We start from the raw sequence: 14,058 nt of genomic DNA, 5'->3' as shown, positions 1-14,058 counted from the left end.
ATCCGGCGAGGCCGGTTGATTGTACACTGGTCATTTTGCATACGAGGTATTTACTCACTAGATTAATTTTACACATTTACAATGGAGTTCATCCTCCTCAAATCTGTGCTTTCATCCATACCGTGAACTGCTTCTTAACCCAACTCTCCTATTGTACCATAATCTGTACCGAAAATAACCGATTACTACAGCAGATTCTTCTCTTTTCCCTTGCAAAAAAAAGCACCCTTCAGCCATAATCATGGCATCCAGGCACTCCTCATTCATTTCTCGTTATCGAGTTTAGAAAATCAATGCATCCAGCGCATATTGTCCGCCACCCGTCAGAGCCAGTGCTACACCAACGACCAGAATCGCGAGATTATATTCGAATCCGTTCTGTGTGGACCAGTAACCGTTCGCACCATGGACTTTCACAATCGCAATAACCATCGTCAATGCAATCAGAATGCCGCCTACCGGTGTGAGCAGACCCAGAGCCAGCAACAGTCCACCACCGAACTCAGCGAGTCCAGCCAGTAAGGCTACCAATGCACCGGGTTTCATCCCCATCGATTCAAACCAGCCGCCTGTACCCTTGATCCCGTAACCTCCGAACCATCCAAACAGCTTTTGTGCCCCGTGCGCCATGAACGACAATCCAATCACCAAACGAATCAACAACAATCCTAAGTCCAACATCATTTTCTTTTCCTCCATTCAATATATACAAAATAGTATTCTTAGATTAAAGATATTATGCTAAATTTTTTTCTTCATGATGTGGTGTCAAACCCCTTCACCTGTTTCACATTTCATCTCATGAATCGTGCACTTATCCGAGAAGTTCATCGGGTTAAGTTTGTCATTTGCGTAACTCTTTATCTCTTGTGTTGAGTATAAGTTATATACTTACTTTTTGTCAACAACTTAATTTAAATATATTCATCTAGTCGCATTCCCTCCATCTTCTCGCAGCAAAAAGAAGCCCGGAAAGTTCGCTTCATCCGCGCTCTTTCCAAGCCCCTTAATCATTTCATCTTATGAACGAATAGCTTTAATTGTTGACTTGCCAGATTACGCGATCCTCATCCTGACCATTCACCGGCCACCAGTGAAATCCATCCTGCTCCAGCAGCTTATCTGTCGCTTCTGGGCCCCATGTTCCAGCCGGGTACGTGTGTAACTCTCCCTGATTCTGGCCCCAGGCTGCAGCGATCCGATCTACAAAAGACCAGGCCGTTGCCACTTCGTCCCAACGGGTGAAGTACGTAGAATCCCCTTCTGCTGCATCGTGCAGCAGACGTTCATACGCTTCAGGCGAGTTGATTCCGATCATGCAGCTCTGACAGAAATCCATCGCGAGCGGCTGAATCTCGGAATCCGAGCCCGGTTTCTTGGCATTGATTTTGATATATATGCCTTCCATCGGATTCACCCGAATGACCAGCAGATTCGGTTCCAATTTATATTTTTTCCCAAGGTACACGTTGTTTGGCATCGACTTGAACTCGACTACGATCTCGGTTGTTTTTACCGGTAGACGTTTGCCTGTCCGAATGTAGAATGGCACACCTGCCCAGCGGAAATTATCAACAAATACACGTGCGGCAAAATACGTCTCCGTATTCGACTGTGGGTCAACCTTGTCTTCCTGGCGATACCCCGGAAGCTGCTTGCCACGGTACTCCCCTTCGGCATACTGACCCCGCACAACGTTGTTGCTCACTTCCTCATCCGAGGTGAACGCCCGTAGAGAGCGTAATACCTTCACCTTTTCATCCCGAATATCCTCCGGGAACAGGCGACTTGGCGGTTCCATCGCAATCATCGTCAGCATCTGAAGCATATGATTCTGCCCCATATCACGCAGCGCGCCGGAGTGATCATAATAACCGCCACGTTCTTCCACGCCTACCGTCTCACCCAGCGTTATCTGAACGTTGGCAATATGTTTGTTGTTCCAGAGTGGTTCGAAAAAAGCATTCCCGAAGCGGATCACTTCAATATTTTGCACCATTTCCTTGCCCAGATAATGGTCAATCCGATAGATTTCCTCTTCACGAAACACCTCACGAATCTGCTCATTCAGATGTTCGGCGGATTGCAGATCATAACCAAATGGTTTTTCGATCACCAATCGGTTCCAACCCTGACTTTCCAGCATACCACCGTCCCGCAAACTGTACGAGACACTGCCAAACAGCTCAGGTGCCAGTGCCAGATAGAACAGCCGATTACCCGGCGTGTTAAATTTCGCTTCCAGATGCTCCGTCTGCTCACGCAGCTCTTTGAATCCTTCCACATTATTGATATCCAGTGCTTTGTATTCAAAATGATCGACAAAAGCGTTCCACTCATCAGGTTCCCCCGCTGGATAACGGCAGAATTCCTTAATGGATTCATAGATGTCTTCCCGGAATTCTTCTGGGGACCTCGGACGACGTGCTACGCCAATAACCGCAAAATCTTCAGCAAGCTTGCCTTCGCGGTAAAGACTGTAGATGGCCGGAAACAGCTTCCGGCGGGCCAAATCACCCGTTGCTCCAAAAATGAAAAATACTGCGCCTGGTGTCTGTACTTCATCTTGCGATTGTTTTTCGACCATGGGCTCCTCTTTCTTCCGGGAAGATGACCTTACGCTCTCCCCGAGCTATGTAATGGTGTTATATATGCACGACATACAACCGTCAATTACCAGCAAGTTCCTTCTTGGATGTGATGCCATTTTAGCATATCAACTGAACGGATGCACTATTTCACACTCATTTTTCTGATAAAGATTCTCAATATTGGGTCCAAATTCATGGAAAATTCTTTCCTTAATATTCAATCGTAATCACCGGAAACCCCACCGTAATTCGATTGTCGATCTCGCTACCAACCTGATGGACTGCGAGTTGCATATTCAACATGTGCGAGCCACTCTTGATCGACAAGGGCAGCTCAGCCGCCTCATAAGAGACACTTGCGCTGGCTACATCCGTATAACGTTCAACGGAGGTGATATCCACCTTTCTGGACAGCTGTTCTTCGATCAGTTCCAGCTGCTGACTGGCATCATGTTCAATAGCCGTAGATGCCGTACCCTGCACTGACACATTCCAGCTTGCCTTCATCCCCGAGTCGACAAACAGTTGATCCACCTGCTCATGTGACGTTACTAATCTCTTCCGATCCGTGTGTGTATCACCTGATAACTGCACGATGGCATAGTATCCGTTGTCTCCTGTATCGACGACATTGACCAACATGCCTACGCCCCCATTAGATGCACCTACAACCAGCTCACTACGGTACACATCGTGGCCCGTCTGACGTACCTGCATCGGTGGTTCAAGCCCTAAGTGACTAGCCAGTAATACGGCCTGCGCTTGCGCATCTCCCTTGCCTTCTCCTTGCCATTTAATCACCAAACGATCGACATTATCAATTACACTGTCAGCAGTATAGATTAGTTGTTCCAGTTGAGCTGCTTTGGGTTCGTTCTTCTCTGCGTATACCTGTGTCACACCAATAAGAATAATGATTGCTATTGCCAATATACCTGCTGTCATCCAACGATTTAACATTCGAATCCCCCGCTTCTTTCTTGCATTCTATGAATCTATCAACAGCATGCCCCTTTCACGCATTAGCTATACTTCTTCTGAACACAGCAAAAAAGCCCCACCCGCCACTTGCATGGCAGATCGGAGCTTTCCATTCATACTTATAGAGGTTGTTCAAAAAGTCCGCTTTTGATTACGAATGGTGCCTAGCGGCATCATCAACATCGAATATGGAATTCAGCCGAAATGTCCGTTGCTCACGTAGCTCGATCTACGCTCCGCTACTCCATTTCTAGCTTTATCCCATCTTCTTGGTACTGAAAACCGACCTTTTTGAACACGCACTTATATATAAATCATCTCTTATCTATAACTTCCGCACATGAAAGCACGGTTCTTTGGCTTAATTATGATATTGCATATAGTTCTTGTTATTACTCTGCAAGCCCATTTTTATAAGCATAGATCGCGGCCTGTGTGCGGTCGTCTACGCCCAATTTTGCCAGTAAATTCGTGACATGGAATTTGACTGTCTTGATACCGATGATCAGATCATCAGCGATGTCCTGATTCGACTTGCCTTTGGCGAGCAATCGGAGAACATCCATTTCTCGATCCGTCAATTCATCATGCAAAGGAGCTGCTGCCTGTGGCTGCCGGAATCGATTCATCATTTTCGAAGCAACCTGTGACTCCAGAACGGATTGCCCGCGAGCGGCTGCGCGAATCGCATCTGCCACTTCATTGGCTCTTGATGTTTTTAGCAGATAACTGAATGCGCCTGCTTCAATGACAGGATACATTTTTTCATCATCCAAATAACTGGTCAATACGATGACTTTGCACTCCGGGTACATTTTGAGCACCTGACGGGTAGCCTCAATGCCGTCCATTCCTTCCATAACCAGGTCCATCAGAACAACATCAGGCTTATATTCCTGCGCAAGCCGAATGCCTTCCTCTCCACTACCTGCTTCACCAACTACTTCAATTCCATCTTCGGTATCCAGTACCGCAGCTAGACCAATACGTACCATCTCATGATCATCCACGAGCAATACTTTGATCGACGTTTCCGTTTCGACTTCCGGTTCCATTGACATGTTCTTCCTCGCTTTCATCGCTCATCAAAGGTATCGTAATCTCAATTCGCGTTCCCTTACCAGGCGCTGTTACAAATTGTATAGCCCCGCCAATCTCCGTAACACGTTCACGCATGTTAGCCAGACCGTAGGAAGCTTGTTTATTCTCATCCAGATCGAAGCCTTGCCCATCGTCACGAATCAGTACCCGAATCGCATCTGTTCGGCGCTGGATCCGTATCTCCATTTTTTCCGCTTTCGCATGCCGTAACGTATTGGACATAGCCTCCTGAACGATTCGGAACAGATGATTCTCAATGCCTTTAATCAAATCGATGTCTTCGTCCATTTCGAGCACAATGTCCATGGGTACTTTCGTTTTCAGTTCCATCACCAGATCACGGAGACCTTGTTCGAGATGTTTGCCCTCCAGGTAAACTGGCCGCAGATGTAACAATAACGCACGCATCTCGGACTGAGCTACCGAAGCCATCTCCTCAATCAATGCCACCTGCCGCTGAGCACGTTCAAAATCCTTCTCCATCTTCCGTCCTACAGCCGTTGCTGTCATGGATATCGCGAACAATTGCTGAGATACCGCATCATGCAGTTCCCGTGCCAACCGCTGCCGCTCTTCCACAATGGCCGTAATTCTGGCTTGTTCTGCAAGCTGTGCATTATGGGTAGACAATCGCTGGAGCGAGGATACTTGATCTTCCCACTTTTTGCCGATTCGTCCGAGTTGCTCACTTAAGCGGCCCACATCATCTACGCCCAGATCAGGTACAGTACGAGACAGTGAGCCCTTCTCCCACTGCAGGAGTGTTTCCCGCAGCAGTTCCAACCGGCGTTTCACCCGGTAACTCTGATAGAACCCAAAGACCGCACCGATCGCAATCAGAAGCAGCAATAAGGCCAGACCGGATTGAATCAAGTGCCGCCAGCCTGCAAATGGAGCAAGATAACCATATGTATACAATACATACAAAATAACAGCGAGCACAATGAAAACCAGGAGGATCCCTTCACCCATACTTCGGGTTACCATGTCGGTATGTCGTTTTGTCTTCATCGGGGTCTCCTCCTTCTCTTCATCTATTTTACTACGGATTACTGATGCTTAGGTCGCCAACAATATACGAAATGACAAATTTTGCTTTATGTTCACTGGACTCATATCCAGGAGTTCTCCATACTAATTTGTTCATCATGCCGCTGTCTTGTTCTCCAAGAAGATTAATTCGGCCGAAAAGGACCGATGCTTCAATCTCTACACCATAATCTTCCGGCAGCGTAAGGCGAACATTCCCCATAACCCCTTGCAACAGCACAATCGTTTGTTTCTCCTCCGGAATCGAAAGAGACAGATCTGCATTTACCTCACCCATAGCATGCCATAGGCTCATACTGCGTAGCGTCCAGGATGGTTGATCCCAGTAATATCTAGCCATGAAATTATGTTTTTTCATAACGCCATCGTCCAGATGAATCTTTTTGTTTTTGGAATAAAAGTAAGCCAAGGAAGCCAGTACAATTAAGAATACAATCATTAGATTATCCAGTAGTAACAGTGCCGCACCAATGCCAAGATACCGATAACCTTTGTGGGTATCCCCTTTGCGGACTTGCAGCATTCCAATGGTTAAGAGAATCAGTGCGGCAGCGGTCAGCAAGTTAATATTCTGATTCAATAACATGAATGTGCCGATAATAATAATGACAACTGCAAGCCATTTACTCTTGTTATCCATCCCTGCCGCACCTCCTCTGTATGTTAATCTCTCTTCATTCAACGGAAAAGCCATACCAGGCACTGAAGTCCTGTATGGCTTAACTTTTGTTCTACCAACCGTACATTATACACGATTTATAGAATATCATATTGTCCACCGAGCGAACAGTTATTCTTTTGAAGTTCCGTTCGCTTCATTCTTGGAACCATTGCCCATTTTATTTTTGAGGGCCTGCAATTGCTGATCCACTTTGAATTGCTTTTCCACATCTACAGGATTCGTATACGTGGATGATGTGTTGCGATAAGGTGCACGAGCTACGTCAGCTTCAGCTTCCAGTTGCATGATTTTCTCTTCCATGCGGTGGAATCCTAGTGATGCCCCGCCACTTTCGATGGAATGCAAGCTATTAATGGAAGACATTTGTTTTTTGGCTTTTGCCATTTGGGCACGAGATACGAGTTCATTACGTTTGTTACGCATTTTGTAGAACTCATCTTTCATATCATGCAACTGTTGCAACAGATCTTTTGCTTGTGCTTCAGACTGTGCATGCAGTTCGCTGTACTCCGTAATTTTTTGATCAAAGTAGATTTTCTCTTCCAACAATTTGCGTGCCACTTCTTCCTGACCGTTAGACAGAGCAGCTTCTGCTTGGGACTCACGTTGTACCGAAGTACGCTCCGCTTCATCCAAACGTTGTTTCATGCGGCGCTCATTTGCCATTTGTTTAGCAACAGTTACCTCTGCCTCATGAATCTCAGCCTCCATATCACGCAAGTACTGGTTCAACATTACAATTGGGTCCTCTACTTTATCCAACATATCATTTACCGATGCTTTCGTCATATCCTTAATCCGTTTAAATACTCCCATTTTACTTTTCTCCCTTCTCGTAACGAGATAATTTTTGGCGAAGCTCTTCAACTTCTTTTTTCAGTGCTTTTTTCTCGATATCTTTCATCATGGAATCAAGTTCACTTTCTTGCGGTGCTCCTGCTCCGTAGGCGTTGTTATCATAAGAGCGCGGACCAGATTGGGGTCTGCTGTTGTATCCTGGGCCAGGACCGAAGTTGCCAGGACCTTGTTGGTTTTGGTTATTTTGAAAAGGACCTCTTGGTGCCTGATGATCATAGTTGTTGTATCCTCTGCCCGGACCAGGGCCTGGGCCGTAGCCATATGGATCATAAGGCGGATACGGTTCTTTTGGTACCACCAGTGCTGCAATGAAGTATATTAACAACGACGTGCCGCCAGTTACGAAGATACTGATGACGAAGATAATCCGCAGCAGGGTGGAATCCATCCCGATGGTTTCGGAAATTCCGCCGCACAAGCCGGTTAACATCCGGTCACGCGTTGAGCGGTATAATTTGCTCATGTGCTTTCTCCTTTCGTTTACTTATATCCTCTTGCGTTGGGACCATAAGCATATGGATCAACGTGATTGGATTCCTTGGGTACGACCAATGCAGCGATGAAGTAGATCAACAATGATGTACCCCCCGTAGCGAAAATACTGATGAAGAAGATGATACGTAGCAGCGTGGTACTCAATCCGAGATTTTCAGAAATGCCGCCGATCAAACCGGTTAGCCTTCGATTACGCGCCGAGCGGTATAATTTACTCATGTGACTACTCCTTTCTGTCATTGTTCAATTTCTGTTTTAAGCGCTCCAGTTCCTTATCCAGCGCAGAGGATGACATACTGCCAGTCGCTCCTGAACCGCCTTGGCTCATCCGCCGGATATCCCGGAGACTTTGTGCTTCATATTCGAGATCAGAGACTTGGTCATCCAATCGGTTAAACATACGAGGTACATTCTGACCGTTGTGGTTGCCTCTCTGGTTCATACGTTGTTGTAACTGAATCGTCTGCATACGAGCGTAGTAATATTGGCGTTTGCTGTATACATTCTGATATTCAACCTTCAGCTGGTCGATCTGTTCATCCAGCTCCTGTAATGCCGCATAGCTTTGTGCATACAATTCATTGTATTGTTCCATTTTTTCCTCGTGGAGGATTTTCTCCTGCAAGGCCAGCTTAGCGAGATGCTCTTCCCCTGCTTTCAGAGCCATGGAAGCCTGCTCTTCCCGTTTGTTCACCATACCTGCTGCCTGATCGGCTTGTTGTTTCATTTGTCTGGTATGGCTTGCATATTGATGACGAAGTTTCTCGGCTTCACCGATGTCTTGGCGGGTCGAGACCAGGAACTGATCAATCAGTTTGACTGGATCCTGACTTTGCTCCAAATGTTCATTCAGATTGGCTACGGTAATATCCCGCATTCGACGAAATACACTCATTATGTTCTTTCCCTCCTTTTCATAATCCTGAAAGCTTAGTAACGACCACGACGACTGCGGTTATTGCTTAGCATTGAGATACCAAAGATGATTAACCCGATCGCGATGATCGGTCCGATCAACCATGCCAGCTTACCCATCAGTGAGATGATACCGATGATGAGAACAATCCAGCCAAGCATCACATTCCCACGTTTAACTCCGTAATATCCCAGTGCAATCATCAGGACCGGAATCAGATAACCCATTAAGTGTCCAAGAAGAGGAGTTAACTTTCCGAAGAGGAGTAGTGCACCAAGTGCAATCAATACAATCGCCCAGCCATTTCCCTTATTCAATCTCATAATTGTTGTTCACCGCCCTTTCCGTTCGTTCATTTTAATTGGTTAAGTCATTTGTTCGTTTGTTTCTTGTTTTTTGTTTCCGTGTTTCTTGTTTAACCTTATGTCCTTATTCTAGGTGATTCTGAGACTTTTCAAAACAGACCGTGGACGGTTTTTCATCCTAGACTCAGGTCGGGGATCTAGTTGGACCTTTGACTGTCCCGGTATAAGACCATCGTTCCACCTAAGCTGAATAACATTCCAATTACCTTCTATTCCCCGTATTCAGGCTCTACTTCACCCGATATCGTCCGGTAGAAAGAATGATGTCCTTGTCTCTATTTACGTTTACCCTTCACTTTCGTTTCCCCTTATTCCGTATTGGACAATCCATCGAAGCCGTATCCCAGGTTTTCATTACAAAAGGAGTACATATCAATAATCCAGTACCAATCTCTTTTGTCTCAAATAAAATTACTTATTTATCCAAATAAACAAAATTTAGATTGTTCTATATGTAAGCGTTTACTAAAATAGAAAGTGTTACTATATCTAATGTCAGGGGTGAAACTGAAACCGTGCGACCAATCAGCTATCTCCATAAAATGATCATCTTCGGAATCCTGCTAAGCACCCTGCCCATTTTGTTAACGGGGATTGCCGCGTTTATCTATTCATCAAACCAAACTGAACTGCATCGTACACAAGCTAACAGGCAGTTGCTGGAACAAATGCAATCCAACGTAGAACACAAACTCGCTACAGTCAGTTATATGCTTGATCAGGCCGTTCGATCTCCAGTAACCCTTCGTTCCCTGTCTGCTTCTTCTTCACTTCAAGGGAAAGGACCATTACTTGCCGATAAGTTGCAGAGTGAGTTTCAGAATATGAGGTCGTGGGAACCTTTGCTGGATATCACATTGGTGAATCAATCCCAGAATTGGCTTATTGACCATGCCGGATTATATCGTAATACCGATTTCCCACTGGCACTTCCCATGAAGGATTTGATCTCGGATACGCTAACCTCCGGATGGCAGCTCTCCCCTTCATCGGTGTTCAGTAATGATGAGCGTTCACCCGGTACAGGCTGTATCTATCACATTGCCCTTGCGAGATCTATTCCGAATCTGAATGCATCTTCCGATGTAGCCTTAATTGCCGGAATTCCTGCATGCTCTTTACAAAATACGCTAGGTGAAGCCCCCTTAGGCAATGCTGCCTCAGGACTGATCATTTTAAATCGGGAACAACGTATCATGGTGCATCCCGATCCCGTATATATTGGACAACCGTTGTCTGCAGTTGGATTACAAGATCGTGATACGGAAGCCAGCATAATCAGACTATCACCTATCACATTTTCAACAGGCTTTGAAGAACGAGAAGTCAAGATCGCCGATACACACTATTCCCTGACGTATAGCCCTTCTACCTTAAAAGGATGGACATATGTTCTAATCTCACCCACCAACATTCTGACACAGGAATATATCGATATCGGATTACACACCTTGTATATCAGTATCTTCCTGCTTTTGCTTTCATTAATGCTCGCATGGCTCGGCTCCAAACGAATGCATATTCCAATTCGTAAACTTCTAACCCAACTTGGTGACAACCGCCTGTCCAAAGAAGGAAGTACTTTGACTCAGCAATCACCAGAGTTGTTTGATGAATTCGAACAGATTCGAGCAGGTGTCTCACAATTATCGGCATCTCGCTCCCAACTGGAGAACACACTAAATATGCATCTGTTGCAGATTCGTACTCATTTTATGATGAATCTGTTCCAGGGCAAGAGCCCTGTTCACACTCTACATGACACCCTGAATGAATATGGCTATACACATCAGGTTCGAGAATGGCAACAAATTGCTGTTATTGCACTACAGGCCGATCTCGTTAATCACAGAAAATACAGTGCCAATGATCGTGACCTCCTGTTATTCGCTGTTCAAAATATATTGGAGGAAACGGTTGTGCATAACCAACAACTGCTTCCTATCGTGCTGGAACATACGGTTGTCACAGTGATTGGCACCGTTGAACAGGATCAGTTTGTTTTTTCACAGCAGCTACATGTATTAACAGACCAATTACAACAACAGATTGATGAGATTCTGGCTCTTCAGGTCAGTATTGGCTTCAGTCAGCCGCATAGCTCCCTATACCATATCCCTCAGGCTTACACAGAAGCCATGGAGGCTTTGAAGCATCGAATGAAGCTGGGGACAGGTATTATCTTTCAATATGAGAACATAGATCATTATGCGCCAGCTTGGTCCATGACCTACCCGGAATCATTGGAATACTCGTTGATTCAAGCTATTCAAAGTGCGGACGAAGTCCAGGCCTCTGCTCTTTTGCACCAGGTCCTGGAAGTGATCTTTGGTATGGAGTGTACGCCAGAGGAATATCAGGTGGCCTTTACGAGGCTGCTGACGCATATTTTGCAAATGACTCAGGAATCCGGTATACGACTCGGACAGATCTCTCAAGGCAATGGATCGATGTTTCATGAGCTTCATGGTTTGCAGTACGGTGCTGAAGTTGAGGAGTGGTTTAACCATCAAGTCATCTTGCCCATCATTCAGGTTTTTAAAGGGAGACAGTATGCCCAGTACCAACATATATCAGAGAAGATGATTGCCATGATTCATCAAGATTACGATAAGGATCTGACGCTTGAGGAATGTGCTGTTAAGCTTCACTATAATGCCAACTACTTAAGTAGCGTTTTTCGTAAAGAGACCGGCTGTGCATTTAGTGAATACCTGACCAAGTACCGATTTAACATCGCTAAAAAATGGCTGGACGAAAGTGATCTGACGGTTAAAGATATCGCAGCACGACTCCGTTACAACAATCCGCAAAACTTTATCCGATCATTTCGTAAATGGGAAGGAATCACTCCCGGTCAGTACCGGGAGCGCAAGCAAAAAGCAGAAGTGTCGAACAGAAATTAGAAAAGGAGCACGATTGTAAGTCGTGCTCCTTTGGCCAGCTCGGACACCTCTCCATATGGCTCCCCGAACAGGGCTCGGACCTGTGACAACTCGATTAACAGTCGATTGCTCTACCAACTGAGCTATCAGGGAATATGCTTTAGAGATCATTCTCTGAAAACTAGATATGTGCTTTGTTTTTTCGTTGTCTCGAACATCTCCAAATAAACGAGGGTCTGGTTCAAAGCGGTTGATTAGTTATTGGCTTCAAAAAAAAGAGGGAGCACATATCCTGCTCCCTTCACTTACAATTTCACTTCTATAATCTTAACTTCATATGTTTCATACGTTCATCTTTTTGCGCAGCGATGTGATGCTTCCCAGCGTCATCTTAGACGTTAAACTACGTTGTCCGTCTCGATTCCTGATCCTCAGACACGTACCCAGCTTATACGATTTAACGTTTATCCTTGGAACGGACTGTTTTCATATTAGGTTGTTCAAGTTGGATCAGAATTTTACCAAACCTTGCTCCACGTGAGAAGGTTACTGTACTATCCTTATATGTATCCCGGATATACTTCTCAGCCAGTCTGAGGGAATCTTTATCTGTTGGTAACTCATACGTATTAAGCCATTCTGGCAGCTTCTCAATAATCTCTTCCACCGGCACTTCAAATGAATTAACTTCTCTTGTAATGATCATCGTGTATGAATAACCCTTCAAATACAGTAACTGTTGGATATATCCCATATCACCAGCCTTGTATGAAGAACTGATCCCAAGTACATCCTTAATTTCATCCATTAGTGTGTGTTCCTTCTGTCCAGCTATAGTACTTATATACACATACTTACGAGCACAGTTGATCGCCATCTCAATTGTTTCCCAATCCGACATGGCTGGACACATGGAAGCAAATGCAAAATCATATTTCTTCTCCCAACCCTTATCCTGAATGGAGATTTCCTCAAATCGCTCTTTTACTATTTCAATATTAGATTCCAGGGCTGAAGGTATCGTTTCATTCATGAGTGAGACAAGCAGTTCAGAAGGCTCAACAGCGGTTACCCTTGCTCCCTTTTCAGCAAAAGGAATGGTAAATATGCCTGAGGCCGCTCCAATGTCCAAAATGGACAAGCCCACGAACTCTACTCCCTGGTTTTCAATCCAGCCCATAATGCGCTCAGACCGCTGTTTCCCTTCTTCAGTAAACGATTGTGCATGATAATCTCTGGCCCACCGCTCAAATGCTTCTTCTGTATTAAATGGTGCACTTTTCTTCTTATACTTTGAACTTCTCGGACGATTCTTCCATGCTTCTTCCCATACAGTGAGATTGAATAACAGGTCTGTATCCAGTATATTTTTTTCAGTAATCACTTTGCTTCACTCCTTTATATTAAAGACTTCACTTATCTACAATATACTGAATAAAAACATACGTCAATCTTTATTAACGTCCAACTTTCCTTACTCTGCAAAAATCATTTCTTATAAAATAAAAATAGCCCTACAGATTGCATAAGCAATTTGTAGGGCTATTCAATATACCGGCGAGAGGACTCGAACCTCCACGGTTTCCCACTCGATTTTGAGTCGAGCGCGTCTGCCATTCCGCCACGCCGGCATATACTGGAGGCGCCACCCAGATTCGAACTGGGGATAAAGCTTTTGCAGAGCTGTGCCTTACCACTTGGCTATGGCGCCATATTTTGGAGCGGACGACGGGAATCGAACCCGCGACCCTCGCCTTGGCAAGGCGATGCTCTACCGCTGAGCCACGTCCGCATAATGGCTGGGGATATAGGATTTGAACCTATGCATGACGGAGTCAAAGTCCGTTGCCTTACCGCTTGGCTAATCCCCAATAAAAAATGAAAAAACAAAGGGGCGATCGAGGGGAATTGAACCCCCGAATGCCGGATCCACAAACCGGTGCGTTAACCACTTCGCCACGATCGCCACAAAAAGTTAGGTTTCTAAAAAGTTAATTGGCAGGGGCAGCAGGAATTGAACCCACACCAACGGTTTTGGAGACCGTTGTTCTACCTTTAAACTATGCCCCTAAAAACTGGTGGAGGATGATGGATTCGAACCACCGAACCCGTACGGGAGCAGATTTACAGTCTG

The 14,058-nt window shown here is 45.3% G+C and carries 13 protein-coding genes and 7 tRNA genes; 1 reads left to right on the top strand and 19 read right to left on the bottom strand.

Going from position 1 to position 14,058, the window contains the following annotated elements:
* Positions 1-282: 282 nt before the first annotated feature.
* From FS628_RS21385 to FS628_RS21335, 11 genes are all read right to left on the bottom strand, one after another.
* Complete coding sequence (locus FS628_RS21385) at positions 283-681, bottom strand: DoxX family protein (RefSeq protein ID WP_145325283.1); 399 nt, start codon at positions 679-681, stop codon at positions 283-285.
* Positions 682-1,036: 355 nt separating this feature from the next.
* Positions 1,037-2,587 carry a glucose-6-phosphate dehydrogenase gene (gene zwf / locus FS628_RS21380; protein WP_145325038.1) on the bottom strand — a complete coding sequence of 517 codons (1,551 nt, stop codon included), beginning with the start codon at positions 2,585-2,587 and terminating at the stop codon, positions 1,037-1,039.
* Between the two features lie 214 nt (positions 2,588-2,801).
* Positions 2,802-3,551: a YwmB family TATA-box binding protein gene (locus FS628_RS21375; protein WP_145325037.1), complete on the bottom strand. Its 750-nt coding sequence runs from the start codon at positions 3,549-3,551 to the stop codon at positions 2,802-2,804.
* Positions 3,552-3,964: 413 nt separating this feature from the next.
* Complete coding sequence (locus FS628_RS21370) at positions 3,965-4,627, bottom strand: response regulator transcription factor (RefSeq protein WP_145325036.1); 663 nt, start codon at positions 4,625-4,627, stop codon at positions 3,965-3,967.
* On the bottom strand, positions 4,575-5,684 hold the full coding sequence (locus tag FS628_RS21365; protein ID WP_145325035.1) for a sensor histidine kinase: 1,110 nt from the start codon (positions 5,682-5,684) through the stop codon (positions 4,575-4,577). The genes FS628_RS21370 and FS628_RS21365 overlap by 53 nt, the downstream gene beginning before the upstream one ends.
* A 31-nt stretch (positions 5,685-5,715) precedes the next feature.
* The gene (gene liaF, locus FS628_RS21360) at positions 5,716-6,363 is read right to left on the bottom strand and encodes a cell wall-active antibiotics response protein LiaF (RefSeq protein ID WP_145325034.1); all 648 of its coding nucleotides are present in this window, start codon (positions 6,361-6,363) and stop codon (positions 5,716-5,718) included.
* A 150-nt stretch (positions 6,364-6,513) separates the two neighbouring features.
* The gene (locus FS628_RS21355) at positions 6,514-7,221 is read right to left on the bottom strand and encodes a PspA/IM30 family protein (RefSeq protein WP_017692315.1); all 708 of its coding nucleotides are present in this window, start codon (positions 7,219-7,221) and stop codon (positions 6,514-6,516) included.
* A gap of 1 nt (position 7,222) precedes the next feature.
* A complete protein-coding gene (locus FS628_RS21350; RefSeq protein WP_145325033.1) occupies positions 7,223-7,726 on the bottom strand; it encodes a PspC domain-containing protein in 504 nt (167 codons plus the stop codon).
* Between the two features lie 17 nt (positions 7,727-7,743).
* Positions 7,744-7,977: a PspC domain-containing protein gene (locus tag FS628_RS21345; RefSeq protein WP_145325032.1), complete on the bottom strand. Its 234-nt coding sequence runs from the start codon at positions 7,975-7,977 to the stop codon at positions 7,744-7,746.
* 4 nt (positions 7,978-7,981) lie between these two features.
* A complete protein-coding gene (locus FS628_RS21340) occupies positions 7,982-8,653 on the bottom strand; it encodes a PspA/IM30 family protein (RefSeq protein ID WP_145325031.1) in 672 nt (223 codons plus the stop codon).
* Positions 8,654-8,688: 35 nt separating this feature from the next.
* Entirely contained in the window at positions 8,689-8,997 is a 309-nt protein-coding gene (locus tag FS628_RS21335) for a LiaF transmembrane domain-containing protein (RefSeq protein WP_017692311.1), read from the bottom strand.
* Between the two features lie 584 nt (positions 8,998-9,581).
* Between FS628_RS21335 and FS628_RS21330 the strand changes: the two genes are divergently transcribed.
* Entirely contained in the window at positions 9,582-11,945 is a 2,364-nt protein-coding gene (locus FS628_RS21330; protein WP_222125268.1) for a helix-turn-helix domain-containing protein, read from the top strand.
* A 56-nt stretch (positions 11,946-12,001) separates the two neighbouring features.
* On the opposite strand, the gene FS628_RS21325 is transcribed toward FS628_RS21330, so the two are convergent.
* The 8 genes from FS628_RS21325 to FS628_RS21290 form a co-directional block, all read right to left on the bottom strand.
* A tRNA-Asn gene (locus FS628_RS21325) sits at positions 12,002-12,077 on the bottom strand.
* Between the two features lie 304 nt (positions 12,078-12,381).
* Positions 12,382-13,308: a class I SAM-dependent methyltransferase gene (locus FS628_RS21320; protein WP_145325029.1), complete on the bottom strand. Its 927-nt coding sequence runs from the start codon at positions 13,306-13,308 to the stop codon at positions 12,382-12,384.
* A 168-nt stretch (positions 13,309-13,476) separates the two neighbouring features.
* Positions 13,477-13,555 (bottom strand) — tRNA-Leu (locus FS628_RS21315).
* A gap of 6 nt (positions 13,556-13,561) precedes the next feature.
* A tRNA-Cys gene (locus FS628_RS21310) sits at positions 13,562-13,635 on the bottom strand.
* Positions 13,636-13,641: 6 nt separating this feature from the next.
* A tRNA-Gly gene (locus FS628_RS21305) sits at positions 13,642-13,716 on the bottom strand.
* A gap of 4 nt (positions 13,717-13,720) precedes the next feature.
* Positions 13,721-13,795: transfer RNA gene (locus FS628_RS21300), tRNA-Gln, on the bottom strand.
* Positions 13,796-13,817: 22 nt separating this feature from the next.
* Positions 13,818-13,890 (bottom strand) — tRNA-His (locus tag FS628_RS21295).
* Positions 13,891-13,920: 30 nt separating this feature from the next.
* A tRNA-Trp gene (locus tag FS628_RS21290) sits at positions 13,921-13,994 on the bottom strand.
* Between the last annotated feature and the right edge of the window lie 64 nt (positions 13,995-14,058).

The sequence above is a fragment of the Paenibacillus xylanexedens genome (assembly GCF_007676705.1).
Lineage (GTDB): Bacteria > Bacillota > Bacilli > Paenibacillales > Paenibacillaceae > Paenibacillus > Paenibacillus xylanexedens_C.
This window is presented reverse-complemented; position numbering and strand designations above follow the sequence as displayed.

What these genes read in the sequence shown, in the direction of transcription:
- FS628_RS21385 (WP_145325283.1), bottom strand. Translation starts at nt 681, where the DNA reads ATGTTGGACTTAGGATTGTTGTTGATTCGTTTGGTGATTGGATTGTCG.
- zwf (WP_145325038.1), bottom strand. Translation starts at nt 2,587, where the DNA reads ATGGTCGAAAAACAATCGCAAGATGAAGTACAGACACCAGGCGCAGTA.
- FS628_RS21375 (WP_145325037.1), bottom strand. Translation starts at nt 3,551, where the DNA reads ATGTTAAATCGTTGGATGACAGCAGGTATATTGGCAATAGCAATCATT.
- FS628_RS21370 (WP_145325036.1), bottom strand. Translation starts at nt 4,627, where the DNA reads ATGGAACCGGAAGTCGAAACGGAAACGTCGATCAAAGTATTGCTCGTG.
- FS628_RS21365 (WP_145325035.1), bottom strand. Translation starts at nt 5,684, where the DNA reads ATGAAGACAAAACGACATACCGACATGGTAACCCGAAGTATGGGTGAA.
- liaF (WP_145325034.1), bottom strand. Translation starts at nt 6,363, where the DNA reads ATGGATAACAAGAGTAAATGGCTTGCAGTTGTCATTATTATTATCGGC.
- FS628_RS21355 (WP_017692315.1), bottom strand. Translation starts at nt 7,221, where the DNA reads ATGGGAGTATTTAAACGGATTAAGGATATGACGAAAGCATCGGTAAAT.
- FS628_RS21350 (WP_145325033.1), bottom strand. Translation starts at nt 7,726, where the DNA reads ATGAGCAAATTATACCGCTCAACGCGTGACCGGATGTTAACCGGCTTG.
- FS628_RS21345 (WP_145325032.1), bottom strand. Translation starts at nt 7,977, where the DNA reads ATGAGTAAATTATACCGCTCGGCGCGTAATCGAAGGCTAACCGGTTTG.
- FS628_RS21340 (WP_145325031.1), bottom strand. Translation starts at nt 8,653, where the DNA reads ATGAGTGTATTTCGTCGAATGCGGGATATTACCGTAGCCAATCTGAAT.
- FS628_RS21335 (WP_017692311.1), bottom strand. Translation starts at nt 8,997, where the DNA reads ATGAGATTGAATAAGGGAAATGGCTGGGCGATTGTATTGATTGCACTT.
- FS628_RS21330 (WP_222125268.1), top strand. Translation starts at nt 9,582, where the DNA reads ATGATCATCTTCGGAATCCTGCTAAGCACCCTGCCCATTTTGTTAACG.